11 protein-coding genes and 1 pseudogene are annotated in these 17,611 nt (G+C 64.6%); 5 read left to right on the forward strand and 7 right to left on the reverse strand.

Features of this window, described 5'->3' with window-relative positions; translation table 11 throughout:
* Positions 1 to 166: 166 nt before the first annotated feature.
* Both ACMGGG_RS01860 and ACMGGG_RS01865 read left to right on the forward strand, forming a co-directional pair.
* Entirely contained in the window at positions 167 to 1,390 is a 1,224-nt protein-coding gene (locus ACMGGG_RS01860; RefSeq protein WP_054895224.1) for an MFS transporter, read from the forward strand.
* 353 nt (positions 1,391 to 1,743) lie between these two features.
* The gene (locus tag ACMGGG_RS01865) at positions 1,744 to 2,913 is read left to right on the forward strand and encodes an MFS transporter (RefSeq protein ID WP_065863386.1); all 1,170 of its coding nucleotides are present in this window, start codon (positions 1,744 to 1,746) and stop codon (positions 2,911 to 2,913) included.
* Positions 2,914 to 3,069: 156 nt separating this feature from the next.
* Here ACMGGG_RS01865 and ACMGGG_RS01870 read toward each other — a convergent pair whose 3' ends face one another.
* The 3 genes from ACMGGG_RS01870 to ACMGGG_RS01880 form a co-directional block, all read right to left on the reverse strand.
* Positions 3,070 to 5,541, reverse strand: coding sequence for a TonB-dependent siderophore receptor (locus ACMGGG_RS01870; protein ID WP_414154770.1), 2,472 nt, complete (start codon positions 5,539 to 5,541; stop codon positions 3,070 to 3,072).
* A 120-nt stretch (positions 5,542 to 5,661) separates the two neighbouring features.
* Positions 5,662 to 6,618, reverse strand: a complete 957-nt coding sequence (locus ACMGGG_RS01875) for a FecR domain-containing protein (RefSeq protein WP_153772599.1) — start codon at positions 6,616 to 6,618, stop codon at positions 5,662 to 5,664.
* Positions 6,605 to 7,120: a sigma-70 family RNA polymerase sigma factor gene (locus tag ACMGGG_RS01880; protein WP_054895228.1), complete on the reverse strand. Its 516-nt coding sequence runs from the start codon at positions 7,118 to 7,120 to the stop codon at positions 6,605 to 6,607. The genes ACMGGG_RS01875 and ACMGGG_RS01880 overlap by 14 nt, the downstream gene beginning before the upstream one ends.
* A gap of 181 nt (positions 7,121 to 7,301) precedes the next feature.
* Here ACMGGG_RS01880 and ACMGGG_RS01885 point away from each other — a divergent pair, with 181 nt between their 5' ends.
* The 3 genes from ACMGGG_RS01885 (at position 7,302) to ACMGGG_RS01895 (ending at position 11,600) form a co-directional block, all read left to right on the forward strand.
* Positions 7,302 to 7,928: a DNA-3-methyladenine glycosylase family protein gene (locus tag ACMGGG_RS01885; RefSeq protein WP_063542870.1), complete on the forward strand. Its 627-nt coding sequence runs from the start codon at positions 7,302 to 7,304 to the stop codon at positions 7,926 to 7,928.
* 153 nt (positions 7,929 to 8,081) lie between these two features.
* A complete protein-coding gene (gene ada / locus ACMGGG_RS01890; RefSeq protein ID WP_414154771.1) occupies positions 8,082 to 9,143 on the forward strand; it encodes a bifunctional DNA-binding transcriptional regulator/O6-methylguanine-DNA methyltransferase Ada in 1,062 nt (353 codons plus the stop codon).
* 54 nt (positions 9,144 to 9,197) lie between these two features.
* Positions 9,198 to 11,600: a DUF3772 domain-containing protein gene (locus tag ACMGGG_RS01895; RefSeq protein WP_414154772.1), complete on the forward strand. Its 2,403-nt coding sequence runs from the start codon at positions 9,198 to 9,200 to the stop codon at positions 11,598 to 11,600.
* 156 nt (positions 11,601 to 11,756) lie between these two features.
* Here the strand turns inward: ACMGGG_RS01895 and ACMGGG_RS01900 are convergent, their stop codons facing one another.
* From ACMGGG_RS01900 to ACMGGG_RS01915, 4 genes and pseudogenes are all read right to left on the reverse strand, one after another.
* Positions 11,757 to 13,187, reverse strand: a complete 1,431-nt coding sequence (locus ACMGGG_RS01900) for an aldehyde dehydrogenase family protein (RefSeq protein ID WP_414154773.1) — start codon at positions 13,185 to 13,187, stop codon at positions 11,757 to 11,759.
* 14 nt (positions 13,188 to 13,201) lie between these two features.
* A pseudogene (locus ACMGGG_RS01905) lies at positions 13,202 to 14,700 on the reverse strand (purine-cytosine permease family protein).
* Positions 14,701 to 14,785: 85 nt separating this feature from the next.
* Complete coding sequence (locus ACMGGG_RS01910; protein ID WP_112897322.1) at positions 14,786 to 15,175, reverse strand: YybH family protein; 390 nt, start codon at positions 15,173 to 15,175, stop codon at positions 14,786 to 14,788.
* A gap of 132 nt (positions 15,176 to 15,307) precedes the next feature.
* Positions 15,308 to 17,266, reverse strand: a complete 1,959-nt coding sequence (locus ACMGGG_RS01915) for a hypothetical protein (protein ID WP_414154775.1) — start codon at positions 17,264 to 17,266, stop codon at positions 15,308 to 15,310.
* Between the last annotated feature and the right edge of the window lie 345 nt (positions 17,267 to 17,611).

Genomic DNA, 17,611 nt, shown 5'->3' on the forward strand with positions numbered 1-17,611 from the left:
TGGCCCTGTATCTACGGGGGAATTGGTTGAGGATGCTAAATATAGTGAGAACCATTTGCAAGTGCGTGACGGATGGATGGCACATCCAAGGCAAATAAGGGTGGCTTCGTATCGAGATGTTTCTAATAATCGGATCCCAACCTGACTGAGCACGGATGTCGAGCCCATGGCCATCAGCAGTACCTCGTCCAGCCCCGCGACCAGCAGCGCAACGCCGACTTCCGGCAGCAGCCCGCTGGTGATGCGGATCATCACCTTCTGCGCACTTGCACACCTGATCAACGACCTGATCCAGTCGGTGTTGCCGGCGATCTATCCAATGCTCAAGGCCAACTACGACCTGAGCTTCGCCCAGATCGGCCTGATCACCCTGACTTTCCAGGTCACCGCCTCACTGCTGCAGCCATGGGTCGGCTTCTATACCGACAAGCGGCCCACGCCGAACCTGCTGCCGCTGGGCACGCTGTGTACCTTGGTGGGTATCGTCATGCTGGCGTTCGTTGGCAGCTTCCCGATGATCCTGCTGGCCTCGGCGCTGGTGGGGATCGGCTCTTCGACCTTCCACCCGGAAACCTCGCGCATCGCCCGCCTGGCCTCCGGCGGGCGCTTCGGCCTGGCGCAGTCGACCTTCCAGGTAGGAGGCAACGCCGGCTCGGCCTTCGGTCCGCTGCTGGCGGCGGCGATCGTCATCCCGTTCGGCCAGACCCACGTCGCCTGGTTCGGCCTGGCGGCGTTGTTCTTCTTCGGTGTGACCTTGCTGCTGCGCCGCTGGTACAAGGATCACCTGAACCAGTTCAAGGCGCGCAAGGCCGGTGCCGCCACCCATGGCCTGTCGCGCCAGCGTGTGCTCGCCGCGCTGATCGTGCTGGGGCTGCTGGTGTTCTCCAAGTACTTCTACATGGCCAGCTTCACCAGCTACTTCACGTTCTACCTGATCGAGAAGTTCGACCTGTCGGTGGCCAGCTCGCAACTGCACCTGTTCCTGTTCCTCGGCGCGGTGGCGGCGGGCACCTTCTTCGGTGGGCCTATCGGTGACCGCATCGGGCGCAAGGCAGTCATCTGGTTCTCGATCCTGGGCGTGGCACCGTTCACCCTGGCGCTGCCCTACGCCGATCTGTTCTGGACCACGGTGCTGAGCCTGGTGATCGGCTTCATCCTCGCCTCGGCGTTCTCGGCGATCGTCGTGTATGCCCAGGAGCTGGTGCCGGGGAACGTCGGCATGATCGCGGGCATTTTCTTCGGGCTGATGTTCGGCTTCGGCGGGATCGGCGCGGCGCTGCTGGGCTATCTCGCGGACCTGCGCGGGATCGAGTACGTATATGGGCTGTGCTCGTTCCTGCCGTTGTTCGGCTTGCTGGCGGTGTTCCTGCCTTCCACCGGCAAGCGTTGATACACCAAAGCGCGTGTTGCGCCCCTTTCGCGGGTTCGTCCGCGAAAGGGGCCGCCCAGTTGACTGAACGATCAGCCCTGGCCTAGAGTGCCGCCTCCTTCATTTTTCCCTGCGATTCAAGCAATGCGCCGCTCACCCTCCCTCAGCCACACATGCCTGCCTGTCGCCCCGACAGCGCGTCGCGCGTGGCCGAGCGACACGGTGCTCAAGCGCCGGCGCAGCGTCCTGTTCGCCTTCACCTTCTCGCCACACACCACGCACTGAACTGATCTGCGCCCCTGTCTGCTGCGCCGCCTCGGCGTGGCCGTGGGCGCCTGCGTTTGCACGTCTTTTTCAGTTGTCTGGAGTGGTACATGAACATGCGTTTGCTGGCGGGCCTTCTGTTCGCCGTGTCGGTGGTGGGCTTCAGCCTGGGGGCCAGCCTGCCGCTGGTGTCGTTGCGTCTGCACGAGGCGGGGGCTGGCACCCTGGAAATCGGCATCGTCTCGGCCATTCCCGCTGCGGGCATGATGCTTTCGGCGTTCATGGTCGACGCCTGCTGCCGGCTCCTCACCCGGCGCACCATCTACCTGTTGTGCTTCAGTCTCTGTGCCCTGAGCATCGGCCTGCTGGAGTGGTCGTTCGCGTCGATCTGGCTGCTGGCGCTGCTGCGCCTGGCGCTAGGGGTCGGCATGGGCATCGCGATCATCCTGGGCGAGTCGTGGGTCAACGAGCTGTGCCCGGAGCACAACCGCGGCAAGATCATGGCCTTGTACGCCACCAGTTTCACAGGCTTCCAGGTGCTGGGCCCGGCGATGCTGGCGCTGGTCGGTGCCAACAGCCCCTGGGTGACGGGGGTGGTCACCGCCTGCTATGGCCTGGCGTTGCTGTGCATCCTGCTCACGGTGCCGAACGATCATGTCGAGCATGGCGAGGAAGACGACAAGAGCTTCACCCTGGGCGGTTTCTTCCGTGTTGCCCCGGCCCTGTGCGTGGCGGTGCTGTTCTTCTCGTTCTTCGACGCCGTGGTGCTGTCGTTGTTGCCGGTGTATGCCACCAGCCATGGCTTTGCAATAGGCGTGGCCGCGCTGATGGTGACGGTGGTGTTCGCTGGCGACATGCTGTTCCAGCTGCCGCTGGGTTGGCTGGCGGACCGGGTGGAGCGCACCGGGCTGCACCTGGTGTGTGGGCTGGTGGCGATGGCGATCGGTATCGCCCTGCCGTGGCTGCTGCAGATGACCTGGCTGCTGTGGCCGTTGCTGGTGGTGCTGGGGGCGGTGGCCGGGGGGATCTATACCTTGGCACTGGTGCTGATCGGGCAGCGCTTCAAAGGCAAGGACCTGGTGACGGCCAATGCGAGTGTCGGCTTGTTGTGGGGTGTAGGTAGTCTGGTCGGGCCGCTGGTCAGCGGTGCGGCAATGGACGTCGCGCCGCATGGGTTGCCCATGGCGCTGGCGGTGATGGCAGGGTTGTTCGTGTGCTTTGCACGGCAGGCGTGGCGGCGGGCCGGGCGGGTTAGCGTGGAAGTCAGCCCGGGACAGTGAGGGTTCTTCGCGGGCAAGTCGGGACGCCGAACCGCCGCTCCCACAGAGGCAAGCTACCGCTGTGGACAGCAGCGGTATCTCCGTGGGAGAGGGCCTGTGGGGCGCCGAACCGCCGCTGCGACGGGCTTGCGAACAGACCCATTCAGTCCGGGAAGGTCAGAAGCTCCCGCGCAAGGTCACCGACACATTGCGCGGATCGCCCCAGTAGTAGCCGGTCGGTGTCGGTGCCACCTGGCGGTAGTACTGCTTGTCGAAGATGTTGTTGGCGTTGACCTGCAACGAATAGTGGTCGTTGAAGCGGTAGTGGACCATCGCGTTGTACACCGCATACCCCGACTGCGTGGCGACCGCAGTGCCGCTGCGGTTGTAGATGTCGCTCTGGGCCTGCACGCCACCGCCAATGGTCCAGGCGTCCAGCTCACCCGGCAGGCGGTAGCTGGTGAACAGCCGCAGCATGCGCTTGGGGTCGGTGGTGCGAATCGCATTGCCGGTGTTGCTGGTGGTGTCCTTCAGGTACTCGGTGGTGTTGTAGGTATAGCCACCGGTCACGTTCCAGCCCGGCAGCACTTCGCCGGAAATCTCCAGTTCGAAGCCCTGGCTGCGGTTTTTGCCTGCCGCAACCTTGCAGTAGCCACTGGTGTAGTTCGGTGGGCAGGGATTTGGCCCGCTGATGTCGTCCAGCGGGTTGCCGACCTGATAGATGCGGAAGAACGCCAGCGAGGTGTTCAGCCGCCCGTCATAGAACTCGCCCTTGATGCCAGTCTCGTAGGCCTCGCCGGTGACCGGCGCGAGCACCGAGCCAGTGGCGTCGGTGGCGGTCTGCGGGTTGAAGATCTCGGTATAGCTGGCGTAGGTGCTGAAATTGTCGTTGAGGTCATAGATCAGCGCCGCGTAGGGCACCACTTCGTTGTCGACGCTGAACTTGCCGTTGGAGCGGGTGTTGTTTTCCTGCTCGTAGTCGTACCAGTTGGTGCGTGCGCCGATGATCGCGGTGAGCGGGTCGGCCAGGGAAATGCGCCAGGTGGCGTAGGCACCTTCCTGGGTGGTACGGGTGCGCACCGGGTGGGCGAGGATGTCGATAGACGGGTTGGCCAGGCTGGTCTTGGGGTCCCAGTTGCGGATGTCGAACACCCCCGACTGAACGTAGTTGGTGGCCGAGGCGTAGGAATCGTTGCGGATACGCTCGACGCCCAGCATCAGCTCGTGGGTACGACCCAGCAGGTCGAACGGGCCATTGAGGGTCGCGCTCAGGTTGTTTTGCAGGCTCTCGCCGCCATCACCTTCGGTGACCTGGTAGCTCATCAGGTACGGGTTGTTGGTGGGGTTGGCGGCGCCGGTGGCGCGGGTGAAGTAGGTCTGCTTGAAACCATCGTCGGCCAACTCGAAGTGGGTGCGCTGGGCCATCAGCTTGAGCTTCCAGTCGTTGTCGAAACGATGTTCGAGCTCGGCGAAGGTCTGCAGGTTGCTGCGGTTCCAGCGGTTCCAGTCGGCACCCAGGTAGGTGCTGCGGCCAAACGGCAGCGGCGAGCCGTCGTAGTTGGCGGGCAGGTTGCCCCATGCGCCGGTGGCGTCGAGCTTGGTCCATTCAAGGCCGGTGGTCAGGGTGGTGCTGTCGTTCAGGTCGAAGGCCAGTACGCCGTACAGCACGTCCTTGCGTTCCTGGCGCGACTCCTGGAAGTGGTCCTTGTCGTCGTGCACGGCGATGATCCGCCCACGCACGTTGCCGGTTTCGGTCAATGGCCCGGAGATATCGGCGACATAGCGCTGGGCGTTCCAGGTGCCCAGGGTAATGCTGCCGCTGCCCTGGTATTGGTAGGTCGGGCGCTTGCGCACCAGGTTCACCGTGCCCGAAGGGTTGCCCGCCCCGCGCAGCATGCCGGTGGCCCCACGCAGGATCTCGGCGCGGTCGATGATTGCCGAGTCGCTCTGGATGAACGAGCCACCGCCGCTGCTCTGCACCACGGTGGCGCCGTCGTACTGGATGGCGTCGATCGAATAGCCGCGCGAGTAATACTGCACGCGCTCGCTGTCGGTCAGGTTGACCACTACCCCGGGCGTCTGTTCGAGCAGGTTGGTGAGGTTGGTGATGTTCTGGTCGTCGATGCGCTGTCGGGTGACCACGGTCACCGACTGCGGGGTGCGACGGATGCTTTGCGGAGTCTTGCCGATGGTCACCGCGCCGGTGGTGTAGGAGCCGGTGTTCTCGGTGGTCTCGCCCAGGCGGTCGCTGGAGATGCTGGTGGCGCCAAGCTCGAGTGCATCACCGACGTCCAGCGCGGGGATCAGCATGAAGCTCTTGTCGCTCTGTTGCTGGACTTGCACGTTGCTGCCCTGCAGCAGGATCGACAGGGCCTGGGCGCTGTCGTAGCTGCCCTGCACGCCACGGGTAGTCTTGCCCTGGAGGCTGTTCGCGTCGAACGACAGGTTCAGGCCGCCCTGGCGGGCCATCTGGTCCAGCGCTGGGGCCAACGGGCCTGCCGGGATGTTCCAGGCGATCTGCTGGTTCTGGCTGGCCGGGGCGGCGAGGGCTTGGGCGGAGAGTGCAGCAGTGACCAAGCCCAGACCGAAGGCAGCGGCGTGGATGGCGCTGCGCAGGCTGTCGTTGCGGGGGGAACACGGGCGAATCATGAAACGCTCCTGAAGGTTGGGGAGACCACTTTTCGGGCTTTGTTCCTTCAGGCCGAACGAGAATGAGATTCCACCTCATTTATTTTCATGACACAGGGTGACTGGCCAAACGCCCGGGGATCAGGCCAGGTCGATGCTCACCCAGTAGCGCGTGCGGTAGTCGATGCGTACCGGCAAGCTTCGTGCGATCAACAGCAGGATCTGATCGGTGTCTGCCAGGTGATAAGTCCCGGAAACCTTCAGCCCGGCGACTTCCGGTGCGCACCTGAGTAGCCCCGGCCGATACCGCGAAAGTTCGGCCACGAACTCGCCCAACGGCATCTGCTGCACGCTGAGCACGCCATCGGTCCAGCCCCACGGGTCGCCATGCAGGGCCGCCACCTCGGTTTGCCCCGAGGCACTCACCTGCAGCACCTCGCCGGTCTTTACCCACCGTGGGCGAGCGGAGGAGGGGAACAGCAGTACCTCGCCACGGCGAACCGCCAGCAGCAGGCCGTCGTCGTTCTCGCGCAGCAGCAACTGGCCGTTACGGGTGTCCATGTCGGCGATGGCGGTGTCGATGTGAAAGGTGCGGTTGTCGCTGGCGTTGCTGTCCAGGCTGACTTCGCCGCGAATCAGTGTCAGCAGGCGCTGGTCGGCGCTGTAGCGCAGGTCGATGGCGCTGGCGGTGTTGAGCTGGATGCGGCTGCCGTCGCTGCCTTGCAAGTCGCGGCGCTCGCCGGTCGCGGTGCGGCTGTCGGCCATCAGCGCTGGCAGGCCCAGGGGCTCGCGCGCGGTCCAGAGAGCCCCGCCGGCAACGGCGAATGCGACCAACAGCTTGAGGTTGTTGCGCCGGCTCATGCGTTGGCGTTGGCTGCCCTCGAGGGTGCGCCGGCTCAGGTCAGGAGGCAGGCCGGCCAGTTCGTTGCCCAGGCTGTTGACCCGCTGCCAGGCCAGGGCGTTGTGCGGATGGCTGTGCAGCCAGTGCTGGAATTGCTGCTGATGGTGTGCCGATGGATCGTCGAAGCGCAGTTTCACCAGCCAGTCGATCGCCTCATCGACCTGGGCCTGGGCTGGGATGCGCTCAGGCGTCGGCATAGCGCAACCGATAGCAGGTGCCCAGCGCCCGGGCCAGGTCGCGCTCGACCGTGGCCCGGGACACTTTCAGGTGCGCGGCGATCTGCGGGATGCTCAGGCCATCGAGCTGGGCCAGCAGGAATGCCTGGCGCACCCGCGGCTTGAGCAGTTGCAGGGCGCGGTCGAGGCGTTCGAGGGTGTCGAGGATCACCAGGCGATGCTCCTCGCTGGGCGCTTCGCCTTCGGGCAGGCAGGCCAGGCTTTCCTGATAGGCGCGTTCCAGTGCACGGCGCCGGAACTGATCGATCATCAGCCCGCGGGCGACGCTGCTGAGGTAGGCGCGCGGCTCTTTCAGCGGCGAAACCTGACGCGCGCGCAGCAGGCGTACGAAGGTGTCCTGGGCGAGGTCCGCGGCATGTTCCCGGCAGCCGACCCGTGCCCGCAACCAGCCGCGCAGCCAGGCGTGGTGAGCCTGGTAGAGCAGATCGACTTCGGCAGGCTTGAGCATGTCGTTCATCTGCATCGTGGCTGCGGCCCTGGTTGCGAAGAAGTGAGGAGGTGACTGTGAATAGTTCTCAATTCTATGCGGGGCAATGCTGTCGGAGCAATGGCATACCAGGAATTTGTCGCGCAAGATTCGGCGATCTTGCGATGAACGGTTGGTCTAACATGGGGCTTTCAGCTCATTCCACGGGTAACGTGCCATGATCCATGCCGATCTCTCGCCGCACGCCTATCAGCAGGCGATCGACTTCCTCAGCGGGCTGGACCCGGACTGGGCCCGGCATATCGCCGCGGTCGGGCCGTGCCTGCACCGCGCTACGCCTGGGCGCGAGCCGTTCGAGGCGCTGGTGCGGGCGGTGGCGTACCAGCAACTGCATGCGCGGGCGGCCGAGGCGATACTCGGGCGCTTGCTGGCGTTATATCCGCAGGTGGCGTTTCCTGCGCCCGAGCAGTTGCTCGCCACTGACCCCGAGGTGTTGCGCGGTTGTGGCTTCTCGGCGAGCAAGCTGGCGAGCATCCTGCACATCGCTCAGGCCCGCCTCGAAGGGGCAGTGCCCGGGCGCGAAGAGGCGCTGACGATGAAGGACGAGGCGCTGATCGAGCGCCTGGTGGCCTTGCGTGGCGTGGGGCGCTGGACGGTGGAGATGTTGCTGATCTATAGCCTCGAGCGGTCGGACATCCTGCCGGTGGATGACTTCGGGGTGCGCGAGGGATACCGTCGCCTGAAGGGTTTGGAGAAGGCACCGACGCCTGCGCAGATGCGCTCGCTGGGCGGGGTCTGGAGCCCTTATCGGACAGTAGCGGCCTGGTATCTGTGGCGGGCTTGAGGTGGGGCCTTTTCGCGGGCAAGGGTGTGCTGGCTCTTGTAGGAGCGGGCTTGCCCGCGAAAAGGCCGGCACAAAATAACCCCGCAAGAACCGGAGAGCCCGGCCCAACAGAACCTGCCACGCTGACAACCAATCACCCCAGAGGCCCCGCCCATGCCAGCCACCCCGTACAACACCGATGCCGCCCGCTGGCAGGCCGTCCAGGCCCGCGATCCAGAAGCGGCCGGTCACTTCGTCTATGCCGTGCGCACCACGGGCATTTATTGCCAGCCAGGCTGCAAGTCGCGCATGGCCAAGCGCGAAAACGTCGAGTTCTTCGATGATGCCGTCGCTGCCGAAGCCGCCGGCTACCGTCCGTGCAAACGCTGTACGGCAACCCTCGCCGACCCTGGCGCCAGGCGTACCGCGCTGGTTGCGCGTGCCTGCCGGCTGATCGAATCCCACGACAGCGCGCCTCAACTCGAGCAGCTGGGTGCTGAACTGGGTGTCAGCCCCTTCCACCTGCACCGCTTGTTCAAGGCCGAAACCGGCCTCACACCCAAGGCCTATGCCTCGGCCTTTCGTGCCAGACGCTTGCGGGAGGGGCTGGAGCAGGCTGGCAGCGTCACTGACGCGATCTACGACGCAGGCTACAACTCCAACAGTCGCTTCTATGCCAGCGCGGGCCAGCGCCTGGGCATGCAGCCGCGTGAGTACCGGGCCGGCGGCGTGGGCGCGACCATTCGATTTGCCCTTGGCCAGTGCTTTCTCGGGGCGATCCTGGTGGCGCAAAGCGAGCGCGGCATCTGCGCGATCCTGCTCGGCGATGACCCGCAAACGCTGCTCGAACAGCTGCAGGACCAGTTCCCCAAGGCCCATTTCATCGGTGGTGACCGCGCTTTCGAGCGCCTGGTTGCCGAGGTGGTGGGTTTTGTCGAGCAGCCGTCGCTGGGGCTGCAACTGCCCCTCGATGTACAGGGCACCGCGTTCCAGGAGCGTGTCTGGCAGGCGCTGCGCGAGGTACCGGCGGGCGGCCGGGTCAGCTACAGCGATATCGCCGAGCGTATCGGCGCACCCAAGGCGGTGCGCGCCGTAGCCCTGGCCTGCGCAGCCAACCGCATTGCCGTGGCAATTCCCTGCCACCGAGTGGTACGGCGTGACGGCGATATCAGTGGCTATCGCTGGGGCGTGGAACGCAAGCGTCAGTTGCTGGCGCGAGAAACGGTCATCACCTGATCGCCGCGGCAGCGTAGAATCCTCCGCCTGTCGAGCTGTATAGAGGGGATTTCGATGAGGCGTATAAGCCTTGAGCGTTTTTACGTGGGAATTTTGGCATTGTTGCTGTGGGTGGCGACGCCTGCCTGGTCGGCGCCGGCCACGCCGGTATCGAGCCTGGCCGCTGCCGAACAGCAGGTGCTGGACGAAGATGCCAGCCTGGATCAGTTGAGCGACCGGCTCGACCAGATCCGCCAGGGCGTGACCAGCAATGCCAATGACGATCTGCTCTCGCAACTGCGTCAGTCGGCGCTGCAGGTTCAGCGCCAGGCCGATGCCCTGGCCACGCAGCGTACGGCGGATGTCGCCCGGCTGGATGATCAGCTCAATGTGCTCGGGCCGGTGCAGCCCGAGGAGCCCGAGAGCCTGACGCGCCAGCGCCAGCAACTGGACAGGCAGAAAAAGGCCCTGGTGGCCGAGCAGACCGAAGCTACCCAGCTCACCCAGTCGGCGCGTGACCTGTCTACGCAGATCGTCAACCTGCGCCGCAGCCTGTTCAACTCGCAGATCACCAGCCGCGCCGCCAGCCCGCTGAGCCCGGCGTTCTGGTCGAGCCTGATCCGTCCTACCGATGAAGACGTGGCGCGCCTGCGCGACCTGCGCGGCGAGGCGGCAGATGCTGTGGCCAGTGCCCTCAGCGCCGAGCACCGCTGGTTGTTCATTACCGCGCTGGTCGCTGCTGTGCTGGTCTGGACCTTGGTGCGCAAGGTGCTTGAGCGCCTGCTGGCCGATGCGATGATCCGCTGGCTGCCCGAAGGCCGCTTGCGCCGCAGCGCCCTGGCCTTGAGTGTGGCGCTGGCCACCCTGGCGACCATCGCCGGGTCCGTGTCGCTGCTGCGCTGGGGCCTGGAAAGCAGTGCCGAGCTGGGCGCGGATCTGGCCAGCCTGACCAACCACGTCCTTACCCTGGTGGTGTTCAGCGCCTTCATTTCTGGCCTGGGCCGCGCCATGCTGATGCTGCAACGCCCGTCCTGGCGCCTGCCGCCGATTCCCGACGAAGTGGCCAGCGCCCTGGGCTGGTTCCCGCAGGCTTTGGCCCTGGCGTTGGTGCTGCTGCTGACCCAGGAGCGCATCAACAGCGTCATCGGCACCAGCCTGGCGCTGACCCTGGCCACCAACGGCCTGACCGCGCTGGTGGTATCGCTGCTGTTCGTCGCTGTGCTGGTGCGCTATCGCCGCACTCGCCGCCAGCATGGGCTGGAGCGCCCGGCGGGCCTGGCGGGTCTGATCCCCTTCGTGGTGGTGGTGTGGGTCATCGCGATCCTGCTGGCGCTGCTCACCGGCTACCTCACCCTGGCCTACTTCCTGACCGCCAAGTTGCTGTGGATCAGCGTCGTGGCGGTGTGCGCCTACCTGCTGGTGACCGTGTTCGGCGACCTCTGCGAAACCTTGCTGTCGCCGCGTCAGCCCGGTGGGCTGGCGCTGGCCTCGGCGCTAGGCCTGCAGCAGCGTCACCAGGCCCAGGCCAGCACGGTACTGGCCGGTATCGGTCGGACCGTATTGCTGTTCATCGCCGCGTTGCTGGCCTTCATGCCCTCGGGCACCAGCCCCGGCGAGCTGCTGCTGAGCCTGGCCGACTGGGATGGTAGCGGTGGCAAGATCCTCGGCAATCTGAACATCGTGCCCCAGGATATCTTCCTGGCGCTGGCGATCTTCTTCGGCGGGCTGTTCGCCATCCGTGTGGTCAAGCGCTGGCTAAGCGAGCGTCTGTTGCCGGAAACCGACATGGACGCTGGCATGCGTGCCTCTTTGGTGACGCTGGTTGGCTACCTGGGCTTCCTGTTCCTGGCCATGCTGGTGATGTCGACCCTGCACATCAACCTGACCAGCCTGACCTGGGTGGTCAGTGCGCTGTCGGTGGGTATCGGTTTCGGTTTGCAGCAGATCGTGCAGAACTTCATCTCCGGCCTGATCCTGCTCACCGAACGTCCGGTGAAAGTGGGCGACTGGGTCAGCCTGGCGGGGGTGGAAGGTGACATCCGGCGCATCAACGTGCGCGCCACCGAGATCCAGATGTCCGACCGTTCGACGGTGATCGTGCCCAACTCGCAGTTCATCTCCCAGAACGTGCGCAACGTCACCATGGCCAACGCCCTGGGGGTGGTCGGTGTGACCCTGACCCTGCCCCTGGAGACCGATGCCAACCACGTGCGCGAGCTGCTGCTGCAGGCCTATCGCGACCACGAGGCGATCCTCGATGCCCCGGCGCCGTCGGTAACCTTCAAGGATTTGACCGCCAGCGGCATGGTGCTCAGCGCCAGCGGCTACGTGGCCGGGCCGCGGCAGGTGTCGGGCGCGCGCAGCGACCTGCTGTTCGCCATTCTCGGGCGCCTGCGCGAGGAAGGCATCGCACTGTCGTCGCCGCAGAGCATGGTGTTGCTGCAGGAAGGGACGCGGGCGGTTGACGAGTCGGTGTGACACAAATGGGGCCGCTTTGCGGCCCATCGCGGGACCCGCCCGCTCCCACAGATTTAGTGGGATATCCGTCCACCCTCTGCGCATGCCCCGATCAGTGTGGGAGCGGGCGGGTCCCGCGATGGGCTGCAAGGCAGCCCCAACTGCATCACCGAGACCTCAGCCTACGCACCGCGTCACGTGCTTCACCGACAGATACCCCGACAATCCCCAAGGCCCAAGCTCGCGCCCGATCCCGCTGCCCTTGGTGCCCCCCCATGAAGTTTCGACGAACACCGCCTGCACCGAATTGATCCATACATGCCCGACCTCCAGCGCATCAGCCACGCGCTCGGCGCGTTCGAGGTCCGCTGAGCAGACCGTGGCTACCAGGCCGAAGCGGCTGTCGTTGGCCTGGGCGATCGCTTGTTCCTCGGTGGTGAACCGGCGTGCGCACAGCACCGGGCCGAAAATCTCTTCGCTCCACAAGCGGCTGGTCTCGGGCACATCGACGTACAGTGTCGGACTGACGAACCAACCCTCTGCGTCCAACGCCTTGCCTCCGGCCAGGCACTTCAGCCCTTCCTCGCGCGCGGTGGCGAAATAGCCGGCGACCTTGAGCCACTGCGCCTGGCTGGTCAGCGGTCCCATCTCCACTTCCTCGACCAGCGGGTTGCCCACGCGCAGTTTCTCCAGCGCCGCCTGCAGCCGTGGTAGCAGCGTGTCGGCGATACCGTCCTGCACCAGCAGGCGCGAGGTGGCCGAGCACATCTGCCCGGCGTTCCAGGTGATGCCGGCGACAATCCACTCCACCGCCTGGTCTGGGTCGCAGTCGTCGAACACAACGATCGCCGACTTGCCGCCCAGCTCTAGTGTCACTGGCCGGCACTGGGCTGCGGCGCTACGCATGACCTGGCTGCCGACGGCATTGCTGCCGGTGAACGACAGCTTGTCCAGGCCGTTGTGGCCACTCAGCGCCGCGCCGGTCTCGGCCTTGCCGTTGACGATGTTCAGCACCCCGGCCGGCAGCCCAAGCTGTTGGGCGATCTGGCCGTAGGCCTGTTCGATCAGTGGGGTGATCTCCGAAGGCTTGAGCACCACGGTGCAGCCGGCGGCCAGGGCCGGGGCGAGCTTCCAGGCGCTGGTCACCAGCGGGAAGTTCCACGGCACGATCAGCCCGACCACGCCGACGGCTTCCAGGCGGGTACGCGCGGTAAAGCCTGGAGCGGCCAGGGGGACGTCGCGGTTCTTCTGCGGCAGTTGTTCGGCGAGCTCGGCGTAGTAGGCGAAGGTTGCCACCGCGTCGTCCAGATCGATCTCGGCCTCGTGCCGTGGCTTGCCATTGTTGCGCATCTGCAGCGCGATCAGTTCTTCGCGGCGGGCACCGAGTTGCTCGGCAAATCCGCGTAGCAGGGCCGCGCGCTCGGTGGCCGGGCGGCTCTTCCAGGCGGGCAGGGCACGGCGTGCGGCTTGCACCGCTTCGTCGACCTGGGCGCTGCTGGCCGATCTCAGCTCGGCGAACGGTGCGCCCAGAGAGGGATCGTAGACGCTGATGCTGTCGTTGCCTTGGCCTTCGACCCAGCGGCCGTCGATGTAGTGGGGAGTGGTCATGGTCGGGGTTCCAGTCAGGCCATTTCGGCAGTGGTCACGGGTGTCACGGGAGCGCTTTTGCAACGTACCCAGCGCGGGCCGCGCGGGCCGTAGACACCGGCAGGTTCGGGGAACAGGTTGAGCAGGATCAGGTACAGCACGCCGGCGATGCCGAGGGTGACCGGCAGGCTCAGGTCGATGCCGCCAGCCAGGTCACCGAGCGGGCCGACGAACTGTCCCGGCAGGTTGACGAAACAGAGGCCCACGGCGGCGCTGGGGATCCAGGCGCCCATGCCGCGCCAGTTCCAGCCGTGCAGGAACCAGTAGTGGCCGCCACGCTGGCCGCGGGTGAACACTTGCAGGTCGTCGGCGTGGTAGAAGCCACGGCGGGTGATCAGGCCGAGGATCATGATCACCATCCACGGGCTGGTGCAGGTGATGATCAGCACGGCGAAGGTCGATACGCTCTGCACCAGGTTGAAGGCGAAGCGGCCGATGAAGATGAAGGCGATCGCCAGCACACCGATCAGCAGGGTGGCGGCCGCGCGGCTGAGCAGGCGTGGGAACACGCTGGACATGTCCAGCCCGGTGCCATACAGCGCGGTGGTGCCGGTGGACATGCCGCCGATCACGGCAATCAGGCACACCGGCAGGAAGAACCAGGCCGGCGAGATCGCCAGCAGGCCGCCGACATAGTTGTTGGCGGCGATGTAGTCCGGCGCCTGGCTGGCCACCAGGGTCGCAGTGCACAGACCGAACAGGAACGGGATCAGGGTCGCGGCCTGGGCCAGGATCACCGCCAGCATGATGCGCGATTTCGGGGTCTGGCGCGGGATGTAGCGTGACCAGTCACCGAGGAACGCGCCAAAGGACACCGGGTTGCTCATGGCGAGGATCGCGGCGCCAACGAAGGCGGCCCAGAAGCCCGGCTGGCCGATGTTGACGCTGCCGGCGAAGCTTGCGTCGAACGGGCCGGCGAAGGCGACGATGCCGAGCAGGAACAGCAGGCTCGAAGCCCATACCGCAATCTTGTTGACCCACAGCATGAAGCGGAAACCAAAGATGCATACCACCAGCACCAGCACTGCGAACAGGCCATAGGCCAGACCCAGGGTGAGGTCGGTTTCGGGCAGCCCGACCAGGCGCTTGGCGCCGCCGATCAGGGCATCGCCCAGCTCCACACCGACAACGAAAAGAACGCCACGGCGGTCAGCAACGACAGGAACGAGCCGACGATGCGTCCGTGTACGCCAAAATGCGCACCGGACGAGACGGCGTTGTTGGTGCCGTTGAGTGCGCCGAACAGCCCCATGGGGGCAAGGATCAGAGAACCGACCCCGACGCCGAGCAGGATCGCCCACAGCCCTGCCTCGAAGGACAGCCCGAACAGTACCGGGAAGCTGCCGAGCACCGCGGTGGCGAAGGTATTGGCACCGCCGAAGATCAGGCGGAACAGGTCAAGCGGGGTGGCGTCGCGTTGATCGTCGGGGATCTGTTCGACGCCATTGGTCTCGATACCGGTCGAGTGGCTCATGGTGATGCTCCAGCGCGAGTGTTGTTGGCCTGTGGCAGGCTTTGTTGTGGGTGCGATGGCAGTGCGGCAAGGCCGTTGTCGAAAGTCAGGTGCAGGAGGCGACCGACAGGTGTTCATGGCACGCCAGCCAGCGCTCGCCTTGCAGGCGGAACACGATGGTCTCGCGCTCGTTCAGCGCCTGTTCCTGCTCGGCAATGCGAATGCGTGTGGCCACGTCGTGCATGAAGATCGCCAGATCGCCCTGCAGGCTCACGTGGGCATTGCTCGACGCGCAGTCGAGCACGGCAAAGCCCTCGGCTTGCCACTGAGCCCAAAGGTCTTCATAGGCGCGCCGAGACAGCAGCGGGTGGGGCAGCGTATGGAACAGGAAGGTGGCGTCTTCGCTGAAACAGGCGAAATAGCGGGCGGTGTCGTTACTGGCAAAGGCGTCGACGAGGTCGGCGGCAGCTTGCCGTACCTGGAGGGTCTGGTCCACGGGAGTGGCCTCACTGTTATTGTGATTGTGGTGAGGCGATTCTGGAGAGACGTGCCAAGGGGAAAAATCGGCGGGGGCAAATAATCAGTTCACGATTTTCTGAACTGATTATTTGCCCCCGCCGGGCGGCCATTAATCGGCGTTGAGTTCGTTACGGTAGTTTTCCAGGTACACCTGACGCTCGTGGCTGGCGGCATTGCGATCGGCTGCGATCATGTCCAGCTTGCCCGCCGCCTCGGTGAGATAGGCGGGCAGTTCATCGTTGGTGATGTACTTTCCGGACAGTTTGTTGAGCTTGCTCCAGCCGTCCTTGAATGTCAGGGCGAAATGATCGGAGACAATGCCGACGGCGATCCACTGCCCGGTCTGGCTGATGAAGAATGCGTCGGTGGACTCACACAATTGCGAAAAAAGGTAGTCGCGACTCGAGTCGATGTCTTCGGCATCTTCGAACTCTTCGATCTGCTCTTGGGCATCCTGGCGGATGACCTCCATGAAGTCGCAGAACGAGCGGAAGAAGAACGCTATTTCCACGACGATTTCACGGGTGCGCTTGAGGGCGCTCACGCTCAGGTTCAGTGACCTGATCGCCAGCTCGATGATCTCCTGCTCGCTGCCCTTGCCTGCCATCAGCACGGAAACTTCCAGCAGTTCGGCTGCCTGTTCGCGCCTGGCGGTCTCGTACTTGTCGGCATTATCGAGCATCTGCAGCTGCATCTGGCGCAGGTTGTTGGCCTGTGCCCGGCTGGCATCGCTGATATCACCGGCTGCCGAGGCCAGAGCCTGGAGCGCGGACTCAAGTGATCCAAGGTGCTCCTTGGCCTCCTGGTACTTGGCCTTGGCCTTGACCAGAAGCCCTTCGGCTTCGGTGATCCGGTTCTCCAGCACCTTGAGTTTGCCGGTGTCGGCCTCCTTGCCTTTCTGCGCCTGATAACCTGAGATCGACGTCTGCAGTTTGTCCACCTCCTCCTTTATCAACGCCAGTTCGGCGCGATGCTCGGAGCGCTCTTTCTTCAGGCGGATGAGGTCGCCAGTGGCGTTGCCCTGGGCACCGTTGGCGCCTTTTCCGACGCCTGCGGCGACTGAGGCAGCGGCGACCAGAGACGAGCTGCCGCCGCTGGCAGCCATGGCCGCCAGTGGCATGGCGGCCGATATCACCTGCGCAGCACCACGCAGGATGCCTGCCCAGAAGGCGCGCTCCTCGGAAGACTTGGCTTGATTTGCATAGTCGCGGGCGAGTGACTCGTAGCGCTTGACCTGTTGTTGCATGTCGGCTATCAGCGATTCCAGTTGTTTGCTGCGCGCCTTGTGCTGAAGAATTTCCTGGCGAATTTTTTCGTTGGCCTCAAGTGTCGTGCTCAAGGCCATTTCGCTGCTGGCAGTCACTTCGTGGGTGTCATCGATGATGCAATCGTAGCGGTCGACGATGGTTTGCAGGCTCGCGTTGACCGCCATGGCCGAGTTTTTGATCTCGTTGGCCATCTCCATCAGTTCTTTGTTTACGAAGCGCTTGATCTGCGCGATGTCACCGGTTTCCTTGGCGGCGGTCCAGCCGGTCAGGCCGCGGTTGAGCTTTCGGGTGAGACGGCTGGCGGCATTGCTGGCGGCCTTGATCTGGCGTTCGCTCTCCTGCTGCGCTTTGATCAGGTTGTTCATGATGCTGCTGATCTTGACGCGGATGTCGCCGTTGCGTTGGGGCGTGGTGTTGTAGGCGATGTAGAGCAGGTCGATGGCGTGGTCCGTATCGATCTTCGCGCGTGATGAGTCGTAGGAGCCTTCGATCCTGTTCACATAGTGAGTCACGAGCGGGCTGTCGACGGTTGGCAGGTTCAACGGTTGGGATGCGCCATGGGTTGCCAGTTCCTGACGGATGTTTTTTTCGATCAGGGCTCTGCGGCTGATGAATGGGGTAAGTTCAGACATGGTGGACCTCTTCTGTGAATTGGGAGAACTATCCAGCGGGGGCGTGGAACCAGGGGGATGGCTGTTGCCCGAATCCAGGGGGGGCTGTTGCCGCGCAGTCGTCGATCCATGCCATCGAATAGAAGGCAACGTCACTGAGCGGTGACCAGAGCGTTTCGAGCAGCGCATGGGTGTCGTCGAGTGCCGACTTCAGCAGAGGGTGCAGAGGCAGGACCTCCTCGGCGTAGCACTGAGGGCCGCGTTGGGGGTGTTCACAGTCATGGCGTGCGGCGGTGAATGCGTCCAGTTGCTGGAGTAGGGCACTCTGTTGTTGGCGGGTGCTGCTGAGTGCCGGTTTCATCACCGTCAGGTTGCGCTCGTCGAGCTGGGTCGAGTGGATGGCGCTCTGGTTGTTCCAGATTTCGTTTTCAAGCGCTTCCAGACGTATGCGGTGCTCAGGGCGCCACGACACTTTTTCGTAGTCCTGGCGCTCTTGGTCCAGCTGCTGGTGAAGGTGTGCTATACGACGTTCGA

Origin of the sequence: Pseudomonas sp. BNK-44-b (assembly GCF_047456245.1) — a bacterium.
GTDB lineage: Bacteria > Pseudomonadota > Gammaproteobacteria > Pseudomonadales > Pseudomonadaceae > Aquipseudomonas > Aquipseudomonas machongensis.

What these genes read in the sequence shown, in the direction of transcription:
- ACMGGG_RS01885 (WP_063542870.1), top strand. Translation starts at nt 7,302, where the DNA reads ATGATCCATGCCGATCTCTCGCCGCACGCCTATCAGCAGGCGATCGAC.
- ACMGGG_RS01870 (WP_414154770.1), bottom strand. Translation starts at nt 5,541, where the DNA reads ATGATTCGCCCGTGTTCCCCCCGCAACGACAGCCTGCGCAGCGCCATC.
- ACMGGG_RS01880 (WP_054895228.1), bottom strand. Translation starts at nt 7,120, where the DNA reads ATGCAGATGAACGACATGCTCAAGCCTGCCGAAGTCGATCTGCTCTAC.
- ACMGGG_RS01915 (WP_414154775.1), bottom strand. Translation starts at nt 17,266, where the DNA reads ATGCGCTGCTCGAAACGCTCTGGTCACCGCTCAGTGACGTTGCCTTCT.
- ACMGGG_RS01895 (WP_414154772.1), top strand. Translation starts at nt 9,198, where the DNA reads ATGAGGCGTATAAGCCTTGAGCGTTTTTACGTGGGAATTTTGGCATTG.
- ACMGGG_RS01865 (WP_065863386.1), top strand. Translation starts at nt 1,744, where the DNA reads ATGAACATGCGTTTGCTGGCGGGCCTTCTGTTCGCCGTGTCGGTGGTG.
- ada (WP_414154771.1), top strand. Translation starts at nt 8,082, where the DNA reads ATGCCAGCCACCCCGTACAACACCGATGCCGCCCGCTGGCAGGCCGTC.
- ACMGGG_RS01860 (WP_054895224.1), top strand. Translation starts at nt 167, where the DNA reads ATGGCCATCAGCAGTACCTCGTCCAGCCCCGCGACCAGCAGCGCAACG.
- ACMGGG_RS01875 (WP_153772599.1), bottom strand. Translation starts at nt 6,618, where the DNA reads ATGCCGACGCCTGAGCGCATCCCAGCCCAGGCCCAGGTCGATGAGGCG.
- ACMGGG_RS01900 (WP_414154773.1), bottom strand. Translation starts at nt 13,187, where the DNA reads ATGACCACTCCCCACTACATCGACGGCCGCTGGGTCGAAGGCCAAGGC.